This window comes from Chryseobacterium sp. KLBC 52 (genome assembly GCF_003347605.1).
In the GTDB taxonomy this organism is placed as follows: Bacteria; Bacteroidota; Bacteroidia; order Flavobacteriales; family Weeksellaceae; genus Chryseobacterium.
Map to the genome: position 1 here is coordinate 1 of NZ_QDFZ01000022.1, position 21,966 is coordinate 21,966.

Consider the following 21,966-nt stretch of genomic DNA (forward strand, 5'->3'; position numbering starts at 1 on the left):
ACAGAATTTAACGTTTCGGGCAGTAAATTGTATCTTTCGCCGATAATTGACCTTTACAATGGCGAGATTATCAGTTACGATCTCTCAGAAAGGCCTGCCTTTGCGCAGGTTGTGAATATGCTCAAAAAAGGATTCAGAAAAATTAAAAATACTGAAAACCTCATTATCCACTCTGATCAAGGCTGGCAATATCAGATGAAAGCCTATCAGCACCTGTTAAAAGAAAAAGGCATTATCCAAAGTATGTCCCGCAAAGGAAACTGTCTGGATAATGCAGTAATAGAAAACTTCTTTGGAACTTTAAAATCTGAAATGTTCTATACTAAGAAATTTAAAACCATTGATGAGCTCAAAAAAGAAATAAAGAAGTATATCAAGTATTACAATAACGACAGGATAAGACTTAATCTAAAAGGAAAGAGTCCGGTACAGTACCGAACTCTTTCATATAATAATATTGTTTAATTTTGTCTAAACTTTTGGGTGCAGTCTAGTCTGTGGGTTTTTTATTTTATTCCAAATTGCTGCACCATCCAGTGATACGGATGATTTTTGATAAGATCCTGCCTTAAGGTTTCATCTTTGGTATTTAAATAACTGTAAACTTTTAAAGGAATAGAATCCGGATATTCTTTTAAGCCGTTTGCAATCGTAATTTGTGCTTCCTCTTTTTTTGAGCCGCTATCTAAGGCCTCTGCTTTAAAAATGTGAATGATTGCCGGGAGTTTTCCATATACTTCTTTTGTTTCACTTTCCAGAAGATGCATAGTTTCTATCTGAAACACAGGATTGGGACTTTTTCCTTCTGCTACTGCCTGGCTGATATGCTGCTGATACATCAGAAAAAGATAAAGCAGATGTATATTTTTGGTATCCGGATCAGAAACTGCTTTTTGAAATTTTTGTGTAAACTCGGGAGTCATTTCATCACTATCTGCCTGAAGATTTTTTTGATAAAACTCATCCATCAGATCATACACCATTCTATCCTTAGTGTCAATTTTTGACTGACTCTTTATTTTTTGTAAAATGCTTGCCATTGAATTCCCGGATTGTGCAAAAATGGAGACGCTGAGGCATAGTAAAGTACCGATGATCAGTTTTTTCATGATATGTTTTGAATAATTGTATTGTGAAATTAAATATACAGATTTGTTCTCAGGAAAGAAAAAATAAGTGAGTCATTGTAATTTAGTTTGATAATGACAGGTTCTTTTTCTTAAAATTATTAAATTTATTGCCTCAAAATTAAGCGGAAATTTCAATTATATATCATGAATTTCTTCTGAAAAATATGTCAATGAATTCAATTGTAATAAATGTAGGAAACAGCAATATCAGATTTGGTCTTTTCAATGGTGATAATTGTGATATTTCGTGGGTAATCAATACAAAGCCTTACAGAACGGCAGATGAACTTTATGTACAGATGCTGATGCTATATCAGACCTATAAAATTGATCCCAAAGAGATTGATAAGGTAATTATCGGATCGGTAGTACCTCAGCTTACCAAAGTAATGAGCTCAGGGATCAAAAAAATTCATGGAAAAAATCCTGTCATTGTGGACCGGAATACCCCTTCCGGAGTGCAGGCAAAATCCAAGCAGATGGGAACTGATATATATGCAAATCTGGTAGCTGCACACAATCTGTACCCGAACAGAAAGAAAATTGTCATAGACTTCGGAACAGCCCTTACCGCAAGCTGTGTGGCTGAAACAGGAGAAACTTTAGGGGTAATTATCGCTCCGGGAATTGTAACGTCTCTGAATTCACTGATCAACCAGACTGCACAACTTCCGGATATCGAACTGAAGAAGCCTAAATCTGTTTTGGGACTGGATACGGTAACCTGTATGCAGAGTGGGATGGTATATGGCTTTCTTGGCATGGTAGAAGGTTTTGTAACCCGCATCAATGAGGAAGTAAATGATGATTGTTTTGTAGTAGCAACAGGAGGTGTTTCCCATGTCTACAAACCTCTGACGGATAAGATCCATGTGATGGACAGGCTTCACACCCTGAAAGGTCTTTATTTTCTGGGGAAAGATTTATAAATTTAAATAATTATGGTTGAGGTTGAATCCAGCTGATACTTTAGTTTCTCAATCTTACTATTAACATAATGGAAAAATTTCCCGTACTACAAACCGAAAGACTGATTCTTTCACCACTGCAAGAAAAGGATATCCCTTTTATTGTTGAACTTCTTCAGCATAGGATTTTTTCTGATCTGACCTCCAATATTCCTTATCCCTACATGGAAAATGACGCCCGATCCTGGGTGAAAATGTCAAAAGAAGCTTTTGATAACCATACCGGATATACGTTTGCGGTCCGGAATAAAGAAAATCAGATCATAGGAGCTATCGGGCTTCATGACAGGGATGATGATAAAGCCGAACTTGGCTACTGGATAGGAATTCCTTACTGGAATAAAGGCTACGTTACGGAAGCTGCAAAAGCAATAGTAGATTTTGGTTTTAATGAAGTGAAGTTTAACAAAATTTTTGCTACTCATTTCCTTCACAATCCCGCTTCGGGGAGAATTATGGAGAAAATAGGAATGGAGAAAGAGGCTGTTCTGATAAAGGAAGTGAAAAAGGACGGAGAATATTTTGATCTGGTGAGATATTGTATTTTGAAAACGGACTAGAAAGAATTGTAACATTTATAAAAACAAAAGCCAGAGAAATTTATCCTCTGGCTTTTTATATGTTATTATTTCAACCCAAATACATTTGATTTTTTCGAATGACTCCGGGTTATCTTTTACTTTTAAAAAATTCTTTAACGATAGAAGAACATTCGGTTTCCATAATTCCTGTAATCACTTCTGTTTTCGGATGGAGAGAAAGATGTTTATTGATAAAACCTCTTTGTTCATCCCGCGCTCCAATCACTACTTTCGAGATCTGAGACCAGGAAAGTGCACCTGAGCACATCACACAGGGTTCCATGGTTACATAAAGCGTGCAGTCTTTCAGATATTTTCCTCCCAGGAAGTTGGCTGCTGAGGTGATGGCCTGCATTTCAGCATGGGCGGTCACATCATTTAATGTTTCGGTGAGGTTGTGGGCTCTTGCAATAATTCTGTTGTTGGAGACTACCACACATCCGATAGGAACCTCATCTTTTTCTAAAGCGGCTTCTGCTTCCTGCAGCGCCATTTTCATATAATATTCGTCGGTAAACATTAATCCGTTATCGTTAAAGTTAAGGGAAGTGTAAAGCGGTAAGTAGTAGGGTCACCTTTCAGCATTGCCGGGGAAAACTTTTCTGCGAGAGAATATAAAGCTATTTCTGCCTGTCTGTTGAAGGTGAAATTATCTCCCTGCGCATGAACATTACTGACTGTTCCATCTTTCTCAACAATAAAATCCACATCCGTCTTTATCAATTTTTCCTGAGAATAGACGCCATCAACATAGAGCAGATTGGCTACTTCCTGTCTCAAAGAATTGATACCTCCGGGATAATCTGCAATCTTTTCAGCATCTGCAAACTTTTCAGATGAGGTAAAGCGAGGACTTTTGATGGTTTGAAGGTCTTCCAGATTTCTGACTTTTAATAAAGCCCCGATCAGGGCATTGTTTTCAATGCTATCCATTTTTTTCATAAAAAAAAGGAAGTCCCCTTTTATTGCAGCTTTTTTTACCGTATTGGGTTCGGCATCAAATTTCTTTTTGAACTCCTTATTCAACATATTTCTGTGTTGGTTATAGTAGCTCTTTACAAGTCTGAACTCTTCTTTCTGCTGAGCAAGAAAAAAGGAAGAGATAAAGCAACAGATGCCAATGAATAAAGTTTTCAATAAGGGTATATTTATGTAAATATAACAAAAAATATGAAATACTTTCTCTATGATCAGTTTTCAAGATAACGGTTTAAAGATTCCTGCAAATGATTGCGGATGTCATCAACTAAACCTTTCGGTTCCAGAACAGTAACTTCTTTTCCAAAAGAAAGAATTTCCTGCATGAAATCATAAGTAGGGTGGAGAAAGAACTCAAAATAGATCTCTTCGGGAGTCTCTTTGGTTTCTTTCTGCGACTGATGAAGAGGAAAACTTCTGATGTATTCTCCCTGATGGCGGCTGCATTTTAATACAATGTTCTGTGGTTTCTGTTCTGCCAGGTTCATTACCCCAAATGCATTTTTGAAATGCTCTCTGAAGTTGTATTTGTACTTTTCCCTGAACTGATTTTTGGCTACATCCAGATAATTAATTCTGTCCAGCCCGAATGATTTTAAAACTTTGTCTTTGGTATCAATAGCAATAAGATACCATCGGTCTTTAGATTCTTTTAAAGCCAAAGGGTGCACTTTTCTGGAGGTCATCAGTTTGTTCTTGTAATTGTAGTGCTCAAAACTTACCACTCTTTTATTTCTGATGGCGAAGAACAGATCATAAAAATGTTCTACACCGGTAGGTTTTCTACTTTCAAAAAAGATAAAATCTGAAAAATCAGGGTGGGTATTCATCGCGTTACTCACCTGAAAAGATTCGAGTAACTTTTGGTTGTATTCATCCACTTCCATAATGGGGCGGCTTTCAATATAATACCGGTTGTCGCCCTTTTTTTTGTTGTGGATAGAAAGGTTGAAAAGATCGGAAATCTCCCGGATATCCCTCTGCAGGGTACGGATAGAGTAGCTCTTGATTCCTGCATCCTGGAATTCAAAAGAGTTTAAAAGATAGTCCTCCAGCTGTGAATAGGTAGCCGGAGAACTTTCTAATCTTTTAATTATTAAGGCATATCTTGTCAGATAAAAATCTTTCTTCATTTCTCTATTTTTAGGGTGCAGCAGCGCTGCGTTTCATGGTAAAGTTTTATAAGACAAATATATGCGGTTCATGCGACAAAACGTGTCGTGTTTTATTTTAATATATCTTTTTTAAAGAGATATGTTTTCTTGGTCTTCAATAGGAGCTACTGTAATATATAAAGGGTAACCTTCCTCGAAACTACTTTTTAGATGATTATAAAAAAGCTGGAAATAATATAAATTTTTATCTCTGACATTTTCCCGAATATTATAATGATATAATTCACCAAGAAATTCTTTAACATCCTCATAAAAAACAGAACGATTTGTCATCGGGTCAAAGTGCTCGTTTTTATAAGTTTTCAGATATTCCATAGGATTTTTGGTATGCTCTTCCGGTACTTTCTTCATTGTTTTCAGCACATCTCTAATTTTATTTTCGAGTGCATCAACAACAAATTCCCATGTGTTGGGTTCATAGTAAAAGTCTTTCTTCCCAAAGTCTTCTCCTAAAAGTTCTTCAAAAACTTCTTTTTTGAAATCAAATTCATTCCATTCAGGATTTTCTTTATAGTCCTCCGTGCGTATATCAAAGCCTACATAGGTTCCATCTGGATTATACAATCCATTTTTTTTTACATCTTTCAAAGAAATTATGATTTTATCTATTTTTTCTTCTTTCATAATAATGGTTATTTGTGATATATTACTTTTAGTTCTTCTAATTTATTAATATCCCCTAAAAGATCATTAAATTCATTCATAGGAGTTTTCAATTCAATCTTATCAAAGCCTTTTTCTTTTGCCCATTTATAAGGTGTAATTTGTTTTACGGCCTCTATAATATTATCTTTTGTAATAGGTTTTCCTTGCATGGCTTTTTTAAATCGGGTTAAATTTACAGATTCTCCTCCATATGCAGCATAAGCAGAATTCTTTTGGTAAAGACCATAGATTCCGTCAAACTCCTTTCCAAGGTCCATCTGTAGTGAAACAAAACCGTCATCATACATCGTTTTCCCCAGGCTAATGTCAGAAAGGTCTGCTTTATTAGCCCTTAAAGTTGCATTTAGAGCTGGAGGAATAAAGAAGTCACCTGAATATAAGTTTTTACCATTATCTTTTACTATATATACATCACATAAGAATTGATCTTCTTTTATTTTATCATATACGGTCCAATTTTTCTTGTAATGTAATGTAGGATTTAATTCGTGAAGTTCATAGAAATATCCTTCTCCATTTTTCTTTTTAATTAAATTCCCTACATGTATATCTCCTGGTGGTAACTGGGAATGTAAAATTCTTGTTCTTTCGGAAGCTTGTTTTGCAAAGAAGAAATTTTCCATGGCTGCTTGCCCTTCATTTTTATAAACTACTACCGCGGCATCCATAAATTCTTTCGCAGCAGATTTACTACCTGAAAAAATTTCAGCTCCTTTAAAGAAAATGGTAACATCTGTTATTGATTCCTTTATTCCTTGTAAATAAAATAACAGCTTCCGTCCTCCTTGTGCTACATAAAGTGCTGGAATAGCAGGTGGAATAACACTAAGCAATCCAATAGAAAGCGGTTGATATGTTTTTTTTGTTCCTTTTACAACTCTTACTCCATCTATTGTTGCTTCATAGGGCTCAAAATTAATTTTCTTTGCATTCATGGAAGCTCTGAGTTCTTGTGATAATCCTTTTACATTAATGAAATCGGTTGCTAAACGTGCCCACATTGCATAATGGATGTATTTTGTAATTACAGGATGGTCTTTTTTAAATTCTTTAAACAATGTAGCTCCAAAGCCAGCGTCTATTACTACACCCGCTGCAGAATAAGCCACACCAATAGTGCTTCCTGCTTCTATTGCTGCCATAATTTCTCCTACACCCAGAAGACAGAATGCTAGCTGTATCGTAACTTCTGCGGCAAGTATATTGGTTTCCCATGTTTCTTCATTATATAGGAGATACACAAAACAAGCAGGAAGTAAATAGATTTCACCTTTTTTCAGTTTATATTTTTCAATATCTTCTACAGGAGTGATGCTTATAATATCAAGAGGATTACAGGAAATAGGTTTTTGCAAATCTTCTCTTGTCATATTTGATAGAAAAGGAGCAGCAAGACTCATTTTTCCAACTTTTATAAAAAGATTGAGATCTGTTGTGAATTTTAATTTGTTGTGTTTTGTATCAAATTCTTCAATATTACGATTCCCGAAAGTTCTGTTATCAAATAAAATCTGTCTGCCAAATTCAAGGGAATCTGCATACTTTTTGTACATCTCTCCCTTTTTAATGTAAGTCATATAGACCCCTGTGATAATAGTACATACTTGGGAAAATGCCTGAAATTTTAAGTTATTAAGCAAATGAAAGAGTTTTCCATCTTGCTCTAAACAGATTATAATATCAAAAAGCTCCTGCTTATTAGAACAGGTTTTAAATAATGCGGCAACAATATCTCCATTAGAGATTCCTCCTGAAATACTGAATCTTGGGAAAGCTGATTCTTCTCCACAATACATTTCGATGTATTTTTTCCTGGTTTCCATATCCAAACTGAAGAAAGGAGTATCAATGAACCATTTGAACATACTTCCCCCAGCAGTAAGATTTTGCTCTACAAAGGAATTCATATCTTCAATATTGGTGATTCTTCCGTCTTTAAGCTCCCCCATATTCTTTTTATAATCTTTCAGTTGGGCAATGAGCTGTTTCAGGTCTTTTAGAGAAATATCTTTATTATTGTTCAAGTGAATTCCAAAATAATTGTAGGGATCTGCTTTAGAAATGATCCACTCATTATAGGCATGTTTTTCTTCCGCTCTCATTTTGGCAATGGTTCTGTTTACTTCCTGTAAAGCCTTTATAGTACCTTGCTCTTTTAAATTTACTTTGTTTTTTAAAACCTGGCTTGGAATGGCGAATCTGGATTCCTGCTTAGTATTTTGTTCGCTTATAATAAATTGATAATCTGATATCGCATCATCAATAGCTGTTGAAATTTCATCGTGAGAAAAAGAAAATCCTTGTTGTCTGTCATTAATGATATTATTGATAACATATTCTTTAAATGTTATATGATCCTTAAATCCTTCATATTTAAATTGTTGTTGAGAGCTTAATAATTTATTGTAATCTTTTGATCTCCCGGTAATGGTAATATATAATTCATTTTTGCTTCCAAGTAAGTAAAATATTAATAGATCAGTATCGTTATGATCTTTTAGAAATTTGGGATCATTATATTCTTCCACCAATTTATTTATATCTCCATAAGCTAAAAATTTGTGGTAATAGGTAAGGCCACTTCCATTTAAATGACCATATTTATTTTCAGGCGAAAGTCCCAAGCCACTTATTTTGGTGATTTTAGGCATCTTTAATGAAGCTATGTCATGAGTTCCTAATGCTTTTATTGATTTCATTTTATAAGTGTTAAGTGTTTAAAAAGAAATGGCGGCTTTATGCCACCATTTCATTGAATAGTTTAATCTAAGGTGCTTGTTTCCTTATCTCCATGCTGTAATTGTGCATCTTCATCCAATCTGAAGCTTGTTTCAAACTCCAGTTCTGATGGATTTTCACAATTCTTAGGATCATTTTCCGGGAAAATCGGTAATGGCTGATTTACTGGAAGTCCTGTGGATTTATCCTGAAGAATCGTTAGGGTAGTAGGGATTCTGGTAATCCAGTATTTACCCTGAGGTTCTCCGGTTGGCTGTCTCATTTCGTCCACGATACTCATGTACATTGGATCTCCGATTACCGGAACAGAACCGCCATTCCAGATGATTCCTGTTTCAAGGAAGAACTGAACGGCTGCTTCGAAACCTGGTTTTACGGTAACGATAATTCTTGCCATACCTGCCTGCAAGAAACTTCTGAACAATGGATCCATACTTTCGCTGATGTAGAATTCCTGCCAGCTCTTACGGTTGGCCCAATAATATGGGTAGAAGGTATAATCCATAATTTCCCATTCAAATGCCTGTTCCATAAACTTGGCAAGGGCTGTATATCTGTCCAGATTTTCATTCAGGTATACCTGGAAATTATCCATGGTTGTTTTCTCATCGGCACCGTTGGTTGTTTCCTGGCCTAATGTATAAAGGTAATCCTGTAATAAATAAGCGATACAGTTGTGCTTTAAGACATCATGTTCCATATATCGGTAGAAAGTATCCTGTCTTTCTTTAAGCTGAGCTTCTTTTTCTTTTTGCTCTGCGTCTAATCTTGCCTGATCTTCCTGGAATTTGGCATAAGCAGCTTCGTAGGCTTTAATAATATCGTTGAAACTGTCTGTTTTCCACTTGTTGATAAAGGCATCGCTCAGTTCACAGTTTACCACTACTTTGATGGTATAACTTCTTACGTTGTGTCCTTTCACCTGGAAAGTTATATTACCTGTAATATTGAAACCAGATGATCCATCGTCAAAATTAAGGTCTCCACCACGTTCAGAACGGCCAATCATATCTCCTTTTAAGTTAGAGAACATCACTTCAGAATAACGTGACCCTGACCATCCACCACCTCTGTTTCTTGTTGATCTGCAGGCGAAACTTGCATTTTTACCAGCATAATTGTCTGGGATGGTAAATTGTGTATGATCAATTCCAAAATCATCATTTGTCTGAGGAACGCTGGAAGCAGTATGAATTACTTGTTTGGTTGCTTCCGGGAATGCCTCTAAAGTTACTCCGTATTCCTGAGCCCAATGCTGGATCTGTACAATCGTTGCAGATTTTGGATCTGCCATTAACCATGGTTCTGGTGCCTTTCTTGGATCTACAGGAGCCTTAAGTACCTGAGCTTTGGCAACAGTAAGAGCCAGACGGTGTAATCTTGAAGGTTCAGGAACCATAAATTCAAACATCGTACGTTTACCATAGTTGTAGATCTGGTTTTTCATTTTCTTGTCGATCCATCTGTAAACTCCGGTAATGTGCTTAGGTTGTGCTGCTTCAGCGTTATCAGTGTTGGTTACTTTTCCTCTGTTGTCATATTCATGAACATTGGTTTCTGTATATTCCTTGATGATTTTCTGTACTCTTTCTTCTGAAATTTTAGTAAGAACTCTTTCCATTGCTCTTTCTGTAATTTCCTGAGATTTCATTACGGCTTGTCTTGTACTATCGTGCTGTGCAGTATTATTGGCATAGTCTGCCCCAATTTCAAACTTCATAGCACTGTCATTTCCATAGCTGAATCTGGTGTATGCAGAAATACTTTGCTGCTTCTCAATTTCTTTGGCAACTTCAGTTTGCATATCTGTTCTTGAAGTTTTGGAAGTGTCTGACATCTTCTCTGTTTCCTGAGATTTGGAAGTTGTGTCTGTTACTTCAGAATATTCTCTGGAAACGGAAGATTTGTGTCTCAATTCGCTGGCCATAACGTTCTCAATATTGGAAACTTCTCCAGGAACGTAAGCATGAACACTTTGCACTACTTTCATATAATCTGCTACTCCCAATCTTTTGATCCCGAAATTTTTACGTTTTTGGGTGGTGCCTGGTTCAGGTGTACCCGGGTTTTCCACTGCAGCACGCTTCAAAGTCAGCATTCCGGTAAGGTTTAAGTCTTCTTTCAGGTATTGTGTGGCAATTTCCCCATACGCCTGGCTTCCGTTATCAAAAATGATTTCTATTTTGAAACTAAAGCTGGTTCTGAATCGGTCTACCAAGGCCGCAGGTAAAGTAATCTTATTATCTACCACAGGAATATTGCTGTAGTTTTCCTCGAAGGTTCCGGCTGCATCTGTTGTGGCTGTAATTTTAGCATTGGCAACGCTCCATGACACATCTTCAACTTCAAAAGAAAAATTAACAAATCCTCTGCTACCAGAGACCCTGTAAGCACTGTGCGCATATAAGCTGTATGCCATTGGTGTTCTGGCTGTATTTTGGATAAGAGGCACTGAAGCTCCACCAATATTGGCATACTGCTGTTCCGGGAGAGGGCTGTTTTGAAGAGCGGTCTCCATAGAAGAAGAAATATTGTTTCTTACAACAAGTAAAGCATCAGTGTAGCTTTCTATCTCATCATCAAGAATAATGGTCTGGGCTCCTATTCTTAAGGTGTCATGTGAAAGGATCTGAAGACTGTCTGTATCTTCCGCCACAGAAGTTAGGCTGGTTGTAGATTCGCCGAAGAGTTCTACAAAAAGGTCGAAAGATTCCGGAGAAAGCTTTGCCTGTAAATCTTCTAAATTAATTTCATTTTTGTACGTAAATACAAACGGAGCCACTTCATACTCTTTCAAAGTGCTGTAAAGACGTTCTTTTTCTTCCTCAGACATGTCCGGAGTAATTTTACTGTCTATTTCAGCCAGCTTTCTGTCATACAGTTCTAAACGCTCTTTGTTTTCTGCCATATATTTGGAATACTCATCCTGGTATGCCTGATGTCTGGATTTATGGAATTTTTTCTGAAGTTTTTCCAGTTCAGAATTCAGTTTGTTCAAAGATTCTTTTCTGTGGATCGCTTTGCTGGATACAAAAGATGCTCTTGCTTCAGATTCTAGTCTTTGAATCGTTCTTGCACCCAAAACTGGTTCAGAACCTTCAGCACTTCTTGAAGCCACTGAAGAAACGTTTTCAATATCTTCTGAAAACAGGACGGAAGGCAATATAATTTTCCCATCCAATGCTTTTTCCAATGGTTTTTCTCCATTAATTTTGATGATCTCCTGATCCGTAAGATCCTGATTGCTTGCAAAACCAAGCTGAATAGCCATTAGAACGTGGCTGATTGCCTCCTTGATATAGAAATCGCCCTGGGTAACAATCTGATGAATATAATTATTCCAAAGCTGTGAAAATATTGCAATTCCTTCTGCGTTCAGCTGTCTGTTGGTGTTAATAAGGCTTTTGTAATAATCTGTAACGAAAGCCCAGTCGGTACTTTCTAATGTTTCTTTTTTAGAAAGCTTTCTTCCAATCACAAGAAGATCTTTAAATGCTCCTTCCTCGATTTTCTTTTCGCTTTCGAACCCAGCATTGTTAAATTCGCCGGCAGCTCTTTTCATGGCTGCAAATTTTAAGGTTTTGGCAGGTCTTCCTGCTACAGCAGTATCAAAAACACCGGTTACTCCTTTTGGTCTGTGGATAAATCCTAAGTTTTTATCTTTAATTTCTGTTAATTGCGGGTTTCTAAGACTTACAAATCTGAAAAGTGATTGTGATGCGTTATTGGTTGTATTCATAGAGTTTGTTTCTTTATAGTTAATAATTCCTTCTCCTATTAAGGATTTTCCGACGGTGAATGCGGATTTTGCTGTTGATGTATTGTTTGTTGGCATTTTGTACTTATTTTTTGGTGTATTCAAGGGTTAAAGTAAACGAGTTGATCACAGAATAATCATAATCAGGTGTACCTAAAAGTTCTATAATAGCTCTTTCTCTTTCGATCGTGATGTAAACTTTTGTTCTCCATTGATTCCCGGCAAATGCGGTTTTAAGATCATACCATTCTGTAAACATTTCGTTGGAGATAATGGTTTCAAGATCCGGGAATTCGGCCTTCAGATCAATTTCACCTGTTCTCGGAATCTGATCCAGATATAGTGTTTTTTTATAAACAGGCTTTCCGTTGATCCATTTTCCTCCTGTCAGCTCTTCTTTAGTGCTATAGGAATGCTGTTTATCTGCATATTGTTTCTGGATATAATCATTTTCCTGTGCATTATCTCCGAAATAAGTTTTAGAACTTAATCCTCTGGCATTTGATACCTGGTGCTCTATCATAACAGGTTCATCAGGATAATTACTTACCATAATTCCTTTTCCATCAGAATGATCGGTAAAGCTTGTTAAAGAGGCTCCTGCATTGCTTAAGCTAAGTTTTGCACCATAAGCTGTTGCCAGTACACCGTAATCTTTACTGACATCCAAATTCGATTGTATAGAATTATCTACACTGCCTGATGTAATCAAAACTCCACTTGGAAAGAAACCAATCTGGTTTTTAATTCCATCCTGAGTATTGAGTTTATAAAGAAGGGATTCTATTTCCGGTGCTTCGGCATTTTCAAATTGGATATGACCGGAAACAGGATTGTTTACTTCTGTGCCTGTGAGGGGAATGTAGTTCTGGAAGTCGGAAAGGTTTTTATATCCAAATACATTACCGGCATTCAGAACTGCAACTTTTGTATAAGTGTTGTCAGCTAAAGGCGTTCTTCTTGCAGAGACAACAGCATCAAAATCAAGGGTTCTTGCGGCAAAGTCTCCACCAATTAAAGGTGTTACAAAATCATGGCGTCTTGCTACCGGATTGGATTCAATCACCAGTTTGTTGAAGGTTGAACCTCCTAACGGGGCATTACAGCCGATTACAACATTGTTGTCACCCCAAACTCCCATAGCATGAGTAGTAGATGCGGCATTATATCCAATGAAAGTATTGTAACCCCATGCTCCTGAACCTGTTGCTTTACCATGAATATTTCCGGCAAAAGCACCTAAAAAAGTATTCTGGGTTCCATTAGTTAAGGAATAAGCGGCTCCCAGGCCAAGTGCGGTATTATTGGTTCCGGCAATATTTTTGTTTCCTGCCTCATCGCCGATGTACGTATTTCCGTTTCCTGTTGTTGTCTCAGTTCCTGCCTGTGTTCCGAAAAAAGCATTGAAATTCCCGGTTGTAAGTTTAGTTCCGCTTGAAACGCCCGTTGCAGTATTCCATCTTCCTGTGGTGGCTTCAGTTAAAGAATAAGAACCTAGTGCTACGTTATTTGAACCTGTAGTTAATTTTGATAATGTATTATAACCAATTCCTAACCCGTAAGCTCCGGTATGATCCGCATTCAAATTTCCAAACCAAAATGAATAAGTGGTAGGACTGAAGTTTATTTCAGCTGCTCTGCCCTGGCTTGGCTGGAAAATGATAGGCTTGGTTGTTCCGTTACCTCTGTCGATGACATTCTGTAAGTTATCATTCCCGCTAAAAGTTGGCTTATCGGAAAGGTCATTGTAACTGCCAGTTACAGCTACTTTTTTTACTGTAACTTTTTCCTGTCCTTCCTGTGATAATGTTACACTTCCATCAGCATTGGTCGTAGGAATAATGCTGAATTCCGAGAGGTTGATGTGAAAAGCCGATCCGTCATTCTGGGTAATGGTAATCATATTTTGAGAGGCATCATATACTGCGTTTTCAATGCTGATATCACGGGTTACCAAACTGCTTAAATCTACAGATTTACTTTGCTGAACACCATTCTCTCCTGTATAAAATACCGTTAAGACATTTCCATTTAACTGGGGAGCCTGAATAGATGTTTGAGTTTCAATTTTCTCTTTCCAAAGCTGAGCATTCTGCGGGTTTATATTGGATGCATTTGCCTCTGCTTTTTTAGACAGATCATAATCTAATTGATCTGCAGGAATCTTTTCGTCTTTGTGCCAGTATGAATCATGCCACTCCCAGAATTCTTCCTGTACCGGAATATCTCCGTTTTCGAAATATTTTTTTAATTCTTGTTTTGTTTTCATTTTTCTAAAGTTTTAATTGATCTGTTTTCCTCCCACGATTTCCACAGTACTGTCAAAAGAATAAGGGGTATAGGTTGTATCAGGTCCTAATGTTACTTTTGTAAGCTGGTTATCTCTGAAAGCATTGTTTTCAATCTTGAGAACACTATCGGGAATAATCACTGAGGTGAGCTGATTACTGACAAAGGCATCAGATTGAATTTCCGTTACTCCATTGGGAATCTCAACAGATGTGAGTTTATTGACAGAGAAGGCACCTTGTGAGATAACTGTTATTCCTTTAGGAAGGCGGAGCTGTGTCAGCTGATTGGCTGTGAATGCCTGTATTCCAATGTTGATAATGCTGTCCGGAATAACTAAAGACACCAATCTGTTATTATAAAAAGCCCAATTGGGAATTTCGGTTACCTTTGGAGGAATTGTAATGGTCGTTAAGCCTCCGTTACTAAATGCTCTTTCCTGGATACTTGTTACAGAGTCCGGGATTTCTACATCAGTTACCTGCAGACCTGCGGTGAAATTTTGGGGAATAGTGAGTGTTCCTTCTTTTATCACAATTTTTCTCTTTGAAAAGAAAGCTAATGAAGCATTTTTATCAGCATCTATTTCAGCATAGAGTATGTTGAATGTACCATTCTCCAGACCTGCAATCTTGCGCATGTCAATTTTCTCATCCTTATGCCAGTAAGCGTCCTGCCATTCCCAAAAATCTTCCTGTTTTGGGATATCTCCGTTTTCGAAATAGAGTTTTAATTCTTGTTTTGTTTTCATAATGTTATTTACATGTCAATGATTAAACTTCCACCCACAACTGTTGTTTGGGCATCAAAAGCATCAGCGTAATATAGGGTTGAGTGCTCCAGCCTTACATACCGTAAATCAGGATTGTTGCTAAATGCTTTGGAACCAATCATGGCAACCGAAGAGGGAATAGACAAAGAGCTGATTTTGTTATAGCTAAAAGCTGAATTTTTAATTTCTATAAGCCCTTCAGATAAGGATAATGTTGTGATCTGATTGTTAGAAAATGCATTATCATAGATGGTTTTAACCTGAGCGGGAAGATGTACTGATTTAATAAGGTTATTGCCGAAGGCATCTTTTCCAATGGTAGTAACGCTGTCAGGAATTGATATTTCTGATATTCCTGTATTAAGGAGAAACCTATCAGGAATGGATAATGTTCCTGCTTTAATAAATACTCTTTTGACTTGTAAATGAGCCAGAGAAGCATTTCCGGTTTCATCGATCTCCGCATAAAAGTCATTAAAACGAGGTAATCCATTTTCCAGACCTGCGATTTTTGCCATATCGATTTTCTCATCTTTATGCCAATAAGAGTTTTGCCATTCCCAAAAATCTTCCTGTTTTGGGATATCTCCATTTTCAAAATAGAGCTTGAGTTCTTCTTTTGTTTTCATAAAACATTGTGTGATTGGTTAATAAATTGATTGCTGTGATCTGTCCTTGTAAAGAACAGGTTCACTTTTGTACTTTATTTTTAAGACATAGTTCTGGCTGTTCAGCATTTTGTGAATGGTGAATTCAAAGGTGTTGAGATTATTTAATGAGATTGCTGTACGGGTATTATAGAGATTTCAAAAGTAATGTTGAACAGCGCCAGAACTTGTCGTGTATTAATTTTTAATTAAAAAATATCTTCTTCAGGTATTCCTTTTTCAAAATCTTCTCTGAAAAAGTTTTCAATGTCATTGAGATAGTTTTCATAATCCATCTCAGCATTTTCGATATCGCTCCATTCTATCGTATAGAGGTCTTCATCGAAGAGTATATCTGTATTGTGATCTGGTGTTTCCATGTTTTGTGTAATAAGGTGTTGGTTATAATTTTTTGAACATATTTCAGGCTGTTCAGCATAGGGAAATGTTGAATTCAATGGCTTTTTAAAAGTTTTTTAGGATTGTTGTTCTGTGTCTTTTTTGATACTCCAAAGGTAATGGAGCGGAACGACAAAACTTGACGTGTTTAAAAAAGATTTTTTAATTTTTAAATATAATCTTAGTAGCTTATATAAGGTATTTATAAGGTAAAAAGCTTATATTTTATTTTTGATGAGCTTCTGAACAATTTGGTTCAAAGTTTCTCTGTTGTCATCAATATAGCTCAATCCCGCTTGTATCAGATTCTCGATATTGGATCTTCTTACATTATCCATAGCGGGAGACGCATTTTTCAGGGAAGGGTTCAAACGGTAATAATTTTTTTGATTTCTAAGTCCCAGAGTCTGAAACATCTGTTCCAACTGATAATCCACTGTTTCTGCGTTGGCAGACATTAAAATATCGACGATTGGATTAACCCAGCCAATTTTTCCTGCTTTTTGCAGTCTTTTAAAAGAATAAGGTCTTGCTTCAATTCCTGTCCCGATAGAAACCATTATCATATCGTTTACACTTGGATGATTGGCTTTCTGATGATTTTTTAAAACTTCCGCAAAAGGAATCTTTCTTGCTTCTGCATAAGCACAAAGCGCAGGATTATTAGCAAACATTCCTCCATCAATTAAGCTGAAAATCTGGCCATACATGGATTTAATCTGAACAGGACTGAAATACGTAGGAGCCGCTGAAGTCGCTCTGCAGATATCTCTTACATAGAAATTGTCTGTGCTGAGGCCGGCTTTCCATGAATTGAAAAGCTTTGCTCTTCTGTTTTCTATATCATAACTGGTTATTAAACAAGGTTTTATTAATTCTTTTAATTCTAAATTTCCAAAGAAATCATTTAAGTTTTTTTCAAGAGCTTCCTGGGAAATTCTTTCATTCAATAATCCGAATGGATTAACCAGTTTTTCCCAAAAGGAAACCTGGAAAATGTCGCCGCCCTTTTCAGCATATAATTCCAACCCTTTTTGAATGGAATACTTTGCTTTTCGGGTTTCATCAGGAGAGAGAATAATAGAAGCAATCAGACCTCCGGTGCTGCTGCCCGCTACCAGATCAAAATAATCTCCGAGCTTGGCGGCAGGCTTATCATAATACTGGAGCTGTTCTTCTATGTAACGCAGAATAATGCAGGTAACGATTCCCCTTATTCCACCTCCGTCCAAAGAAAGAATGGTTGTCTTTTTCATGTGATATTTTTAATGGTTTGTTAAAAGGACACATGCAATCTTAAATCTACAGAACCCCATTAATTGGTTAGAAAATATTGAGATTCCATACTGAGATTTCATTGCTTTTTTTGTTGTTTTCTTACAAAGCAAAGGTAGTCTGGGGAAGCGACAGAACGTGTCGTATTATATTTAATTTCAAATAAATGACACTAAAAAATAACGTAATTCTGCTGGTCTTTTGGCATCTTCAAAAGCGTTCTCCAACTGGTTTTTACAGGGCCTTTTTTAGAGGGAATCATCTTTTTTTCGAAGTGGGGAAGATCTTTAAATGTTTTCCAGTTTCCACCCCAGTCCCAGCCGTAGCGGGCAAAGATTTTTACACATTCGTACCAGTCTGCTACTTGATCATTATCCCAATCTTTTGCAGTATCCCAACTTGCTGTTTTTCCGTCAATCATCAGACAGATATCTACAGCAAATCCATAATTGTGAATACTTTGTCCCGCCTTGGCATTGGTTACTTTTTTTCCTGAAGTAATTCTTCCAATGGCATAAAGCTTTTCCTGCTCTTCAAAAGACCTTAATCCCTGAGTGATTCGTATCTTGGCTTTTCCGGTAAGAGCTTCATCACATTCCTGTATAATTTCCTTCACTTCATCTCTTACCAACGGGTGAAGTTTCTGAATTCTTTCTAAGGTTACTTTGTCCATATTTCTTATTTTGTTATAGGACAAAAGTATAGCGCAGATGCGACGAAACTTGACGTGTTTTTATTTAAATTTTGTTTAAAATTCTATAACATTCAATCCGAGGTTAAAAACATAATGCCTAAGCTTGTTTTGGGATATTTAAATTAATCTATACATGAAAAATAATAAAAATTGCTTTTAAATTTTTAAAAATCAAATAGAAGTAGTAAATATGATGGATAAAACACAATAGTAAATGCATACCATCTTACCTTTCTTACTGGCCATGATTGCAGCCATTGTACTGCTCAACATGTGGGCTGCAAAGTTAAAAATTGCTTATCCTATTTTACTCGTTGTATTCGGGCTGCTTGTTAGTTTTGTACCGGGTCTTCCGGTTGTAAAGATCAATCCGGATCTTATCTTTTTTATTTTTTTACCTCCCCTTTTATTTGAGGCCGCATGGTCAATTTCCTTTAAAGAAATGAAACGATGGTGGCGTATTATCGGAAGCTTTGCCTTTTTAGTTGTCTTTTTTACAGCGCTGGCAGTGGCAGTAACGGCCAATTACTTTATTCCCGGATTTACACTGGCCCTCGGGTTTTTGCTGGGTGGTATCGTTTCTCCACCTGATGCAGTGAGTACAGGAGCGATCATGAAATTTGTAAAAATACCCTCCACTACCTCTGCTATTCTGGAGGGAGAAAGTTTATTGAATGATGCTTCTTCATTAATTATATTCCGTTTTGCTTTGATTGCTGTAGGAACCGGACAATTTGTATGGCAGGAAGCTTCGCTTGATTTTTTATGGATGATGATTGGAGGATCAGGAATCGGGCTAGTACTCGCATGGTTTTTTGTACAGGCTCACAAACGGCTTCCTACAGAAGCTTCTTCGGATATTGCATTAACGATTATTGAACCTTATCTGATGTATTGGATAGCAGAACAATTTCATGCATCAGGAGTTTTAGCCGTTGTTTGCGGAGGTCTGTATATGTCAGGTAAACGCTTGATATTTCTCAATAGTACCAGCCGTATTATGGGCTATAGTGTATGGCAGAGCTTCGTATTTATCCTGAATGGTATTGTTTTCTTAATTATAGGGCTTGAACTTCCTGAAATTGTAGGCGGACTGAGATGGGAAGGTATTCCTTTAGGAACAGCCATTCAATATGGAGTATTAGTAACCGGTATTCTGATTGCCGCCAGAATCATAAGTTCTTATGCTGCGATGCTGGCTACATTGATCTTCCGGCCAAGTGTTGCTCCCCGTGCTTCTTCTGCAAGAAGACGCCTGTTGATGCCTTTGATGCTTGGATGGACGGGGATGAGAGGTGTTGTCTCATTAGCTGCCGCATTGGCAATTCCGATTACCCTTGAAAACGGGCTTCCTTTTCCCAATAGAAATCTTATCCTCTTCATTACTTTCGTCGTAATTCTTCTTACATTGCTTGTACAGGGACTTACCTTGCCCTACTTCATCAAATATGGGCATGTATTTGATGATTTTACAGATGAAGAGAAAGATAAAAAGGCCAGAGAAGAAATAAAACATCAACTGAAACAGCATGTTTATCATTTTCTTAAAACCAAACATGAAACTGAACTGAACAGCCATGCAGGATTAGAAAGAATGCTGAAACAATGGGAGGAAAAAATCCAGAACAATAATACTGAATGGATGAATGAAAAGACCAAAGATATCTTTTTTGAAATGCTGGAAAGCCAGAGACAGTTTCTTTCAGAATTGAATAAAGATATTTCCGTTAATGAAGAAATTATCCGCCATCAGCTCTATCAGCTCGACCTTGAGGAAGAACGGTTAAGGATGATTTAATCTATATCATAATTTATGTTTTTGAAAACAAAATTATTGCGCTAATGCGACAAAACATGTCGTATTATGGAATTTTATTCATTAAGAATCAACTAGATTGTTTGATTTTTTGTATTAAAAACTTTATTTTCTAATTCCGTAATAGTATTTCTCAGCTCTGAGAACACCTCTTTAAAATTATAATTTTCAAAATTGGTGGAATCAAAATCTTCAGGAAAAATTCCTGAGGCATATTGCCATATTTCTACAACTTCTCCCAAAGGAATATCATAAGGTTGGTAAAATGAGTTGTCAGCAGCAACAGTTATAGATTTCTTATTTCTGGAGATCAATCTTTTATAAGAAATACCATCATTCAAAGTCACAAAAACATAACTTTTATTCGGTTTCAGGTCATCAATATTTTCAAGATACTTTCCGATAATATAAGAGCCGTCTTTAAAAGGAGGCATTGAGTCTCCCTGAGCTGGAAAAGCTCTATATTTTCCGTTGGTTAAAAAAGGAAGTGAGATTCTTTGCAGACTTTCAATGTATTCGGGATCACTGTAGCCGGATAAATAGCCCATTGATGCTTTCTGCGGGACGATTTCGATACTGTTGTTTCCTAGTTGATCCACAACAACAGGTAACACAATCCGATTGTCAGGAAGCTTCAGAATATCTTCCAACGGGTACTTTCTGATGTCAACAGATACAAGAAGGTCAATACTGAGATTGAAAAACTTAGAGATTTTGATGAGTATTTCGATAGGCGGCTCCGATCTGCCATCTTCATAAGAAACGTATCTGGAACGGGTAAGTTTCAAAGTATCCGCTAACTCTTGTTGAGTTTTTTCTTTTTTACCTCTTAAAAAGCGTATGTTATCTGAAAAAATTGACATTGTTACAAATTGTAACAACAAAAATACGAATTTTGTTTAAAAACGTAACTAAATTTGTAACGTGAATCGTGCAATTGTACATATGGACCTTGATACATTTTTCGTATCCTGCGAGAGGCGTAATAACTCGCAGCTTCAAGGTATTCCTCTCATCATAGGAGGTGGAGACCGTGGAGTGGTAGCCTCATGTTCTTATGAAGCCAGAAAATTTGGGGTTCGCTCTGCAATGCCTATTCGTATGGCGCTGAGACTTTGTCCTGATGCAAAAGTCATTAGAGGCGATCACGAAATGTATTCCAATTTATCACATACTGTAACCGAAATTATTCAGGAGAAAGTTCCGTTAATGGAGAAAGCAAGCATTGATGAATTTTATCTGGATTTATCGGGAATGGATAAGTTTTTTGGCTGTTATCAATGGACCAAAGAAATTGCTGAGGCAATTACCAAAGAAACAGGACTTCCGATAAGTTTTGCGCTGTCAACCAATAAAACTGTTTCAAAAATTGGAACCGGAGAAGCTAAACCTGTAGGGAGAATGGAAATCAAGGAGCTGGAAGTGCAGCCATTTTTAAATCCTTTATCCATCAAAAAAATTCCAATGGTGGGAGATAAAACCTTTCAGTTGTTGTCAAGAATTGGAATCCGGACCATTCATACCTTATCTGAAATGCCGGTACTTGTTCTGCAGCAAATGATCGGACTCAACGGAAAAGAACTTTGGAAAAAAGCCAATGGGATTGATGAAAATCCTGTTGTTCCCTATTCCGAAAGAAAGTCTATCTCAACCGAGAGAACCTTTACCAACGATACTATGGATATTATCGAATTAAAACGGCTGATATCGGGAATGGCAGAGCAATTGGCTTATCAACTGAGACAAGAAAAATGGCTTACTTCAACTGTGGCAGTAAAAATCCGCTATGCTAATTTCGATACGGAAACCAAACAGCATAAGGTAGCTTATACTTCAGCTGATCATACGCTTTCAAGAGTGGCATTGGAACTATTCAACCAGGTATATACAAGAAGAATGAGACTGAGATTGGTAGGATTACGTTTTACCGGACTCGTGCATGGCAACCATCAGATGAATCTGTTTGAAGATACAGAAGAACAGATGAGCCTATACCAGACAATGGATTATATCAAAAACCGCTTCGGGTCTGATGCGGTAGGGCGTGCCTCCGGTTTTGACTTCGGAAAATAATTTTAAA

Annotated in this window: 19 protein-coding genes; 5 read left to right on the top strand and 14 right to left on the bottom strand. The window is 36.9% G+C overall.

Translation table 11 applies throughout. From position 1 onward, the window contains the following. A partial coding sequence (locus tag DDF69_RS19620) for an IS3 family transposase (RefSeq protein WP_114820850.1) occupies positions 1–465 on the top strand: 465 nt, incomplete at its 5' end. 41 nt (positions 466–506) lie between these two features. On the opposite strand, the gene DDF69_RS19625 is transcribed toward DDF69_RS19620, so the two are convergent. After that, the gene (locus tag DDF69_RS19625; protein WP_162800970.1) at positions 507–1,109 is read right to left on the bottom strand and encodes a hypothetical protein; all 603 of its coding nucleotides are present in this window, start codon (positions 1,107–1,109) and stop codon (positions 507–509) included. Between the two features lie 191 nt (positions 1,110–1,300). Between DDF69_RS19625 and DDF69_RS19630 the strand changes: the two genes are divergently transcribed. After that, the gene (locus DDF69_RS19630) at positions 1,301–2,059 is read left to right on the top strand and encodes a type III pantothenate kinase (RefSeq protein ID WP_114822315.1); all 759 of its coding nucleotides are present in this window, start codon (positions 1,301–1,303) and stop codon (positions 2,057–2,059) included. 68 nt (positions 2,060–2,127) lie between these two features. Beyond that, positions 2,128–2,658 carry a GNAT family N-acetyltransferase gene (locus tag DDF69_RS19635; RefSeq protein WP_114822260.1) on the top strand — a complete coding sequence of 177 codons (531 nt, stop codon included), beginning with the start codon at positions 2,128–2,130 and terminating at the stop codon, positions 2,656–2,658. A gap of 109 nt (positions 2,659–2,767) precedes the next feature. Here DDF69_RS19635 and DDF69_RS19640 read toward each other — a convergent pair whose 3' ends face one another. The 12 genes from DDF69_RS19640 to DDF69_RS19695 all read right to left on the bottom strand — a co-directional run bounded on the left by DDF69_RS19640 (position 2,768) and on the right by DDF69_RS19695 (position 18,049). Further along, on the bottom strand, positions 2,768–3,199 hold the full coding sequence (locus DDF69_RS19640) for a nucleoside deaminase (protein ID WP_114822261.1): 432 nt from the start codon (positions 3,197–3,199) through the stop codon (positions 2,768–2,770). Next, on the bottom strand, positions 3,199–3,816 hold the full coding sequence (locus tag DDF69_RS19645; protein ID WP_228412052.1) for a hypothetical protein: 618 nt from the start codon (positions 3,814–3,816) through the stop codon (positions 3,199–3,201). The genes DDF69_RS19640 and DDF69_RS19645 overlap by 1 nt, the downstream gene beginning before the upstream one ends. A gap of 53 nt (positions 3,817–3,869) precedes the next feature. After that, positions 3,870–4,790 (bottom strand): helix-turn-helix transcriptional regulator, encoded by a 921-nt coding sequence (locus DDF69_RS19650; protein WP_114822262.1) that lies wholly within the window; start codon positions 4,788–4,790, stop codon positions 3,870–3,872. 111 nt (positions 4,791–4,901) lie between these two features. Continuing rightward, complete coding sequence (locus tag DDF69_RS19655) at positions 4,902–5,456, bottom strand: hypothetical protein (protein ID WP_114822263.1); 555 nt, start codon at positions 5,454–5,456, stop codon at positions 4,902–4,904. An 8-nt stretch (positions 5,457–5,464) separates the two neighbouring features. Next, positions 5,465–8,197 (bottom strand): hypothetical protein, encoded by a 2,733-nt coding sequence (locus DDF69_RS19660; protein ID WP_114822264.1) that lies wholly within the window; start codon positions 8,195–8,197, stop codon positions 5,465–5,467. Between the two features lie 62 nt (positions 8,198–8,259). Further along, positions 8,260–12,072 carry a hypothetical protein gene (locus DDF69_RS22340; RefSeq protein ID WP_114822265.1) on the bottom strand — a complete coding sequence of 1,271 codons (3,813 nt, stop codon included), beginning with the start codon at positions 12,070–12,072 and terminating at the stop codon, positions 8,260–8,262. 7 nt (positions 12,073–12,079) lie between these two features. Beyond that, a complete protein-coding gene (locus DDF69_RS22225) occupies positions 12,080–14,263 on the bottom strand; it encodes a hypothetical protein (protein WP_185144375.1) in 2,184 nt (727 codons plus the stop codon). A 12-nt stretch (positions 14,264–14,275) separates the two neighbouring features. Further along, positions 14,276–15,034, bottom strand: coding sequence for a leucine-rich repeat domain-containing protein (locus DDF69_RS19675; protein WP_114822266.1), 759 nt, complete (start codon positions 15,032–15,034; stop codon positions 14,276–14,278). 8 nt (positions 15,035–15,042) lie between these two features. After that, positions 15,043–15,684, bottom strand: coding sequence for a leucine-rich repeat domain-containing protein (locus tag DDF69_RS19680; protein WP_114822267.1), 642 nt, complete (start codon positions 15,682–15,684; stop codon positions 15,043–15,045). A gap of 227 nt (positions 15,685–15,911) precedes the next feature. After that, positions 15,912–16,082, bottom strand: coding sequence for a hypothetical protein (locus tag DDF69_RS19685; protein WP_162800971.1), 171 nt, complete (start codon positions 16,080–16,082; stop codon positions 15,912–15,914). A 237-nt stretch (positions 16,083–16,319) separates the two neighbouring features. Further along, the gene (locus DDF69_RS19690) at positions 16,320–17,357 is read right to left on the bottom strand and encodes a patatin-like phospholipase family protein (protein WP_114822269.1); all 1,038 of its coding nucleotides are present in this window, start codon (positions 17,355–17,357) and stop codon (positions 16,320–16,322) included. 191 nt (positions 17,358–17,548) lie between these two features. Beyond that, positions 17,549–18,049, bottom strand: a complete 501-nt coding sequence (locus DDF69_RS19695; RefSeq protein ID WP_114822270.1) for a M15 family metallopeptidase — start codon at positions 18,047–18,049, stop codon at positions 17,549–17,551. 235 nt (positions 18,050–18,284) lie between these two features. Between DDF69_RS19695 and DDF69_RS19700 the strand changes: the two genes are divergently transcribed. Beyond that, complete coding sequence (locus tag DDF69_RS19700; protein ID WP_114822271.1) at positions 18,285–19,868, top strand: Na+/H+ antiporter; 1,584 nt, start codon at positions 18,285–18,287, stop codon at positions 19,866–19,868. 92 nt (positions 19,869–19,960) lie between these two features. Here DDF69_RS19700 and DDF69_RS19705 read toward each other — a convergent pair whose 3' ends face one another. Next, positions 19,961–20,749, bottom strand: coding sequence for a LexA family transcriptional regulator (locus tag DDF69_RS19705; protein WP_114822272.1), 789 nt, complete (start codon positions 20,747–20,749; stop codon positions 19,961–19,963). 61 nt (positions 20,750–20,810) lie between these two features. Between DDF69_RS19705 and dinB the strand changes: the two genes are divergently transcribed. Further along, positions 20,811–21,959 (top strand): DNA polymerase IV, encoded by a 1,149-nt coding sequence (dinB, locus tag DDF69_RS19710; RefSeq protein ID WP_114822273.1) that lies wholly within the window; start codon positions 20,811–20,813, stop codon positions 21,957–21,959. The last annotated feature ends 7 nt before the right edge of the window (positions 21,960–21,966 follow it).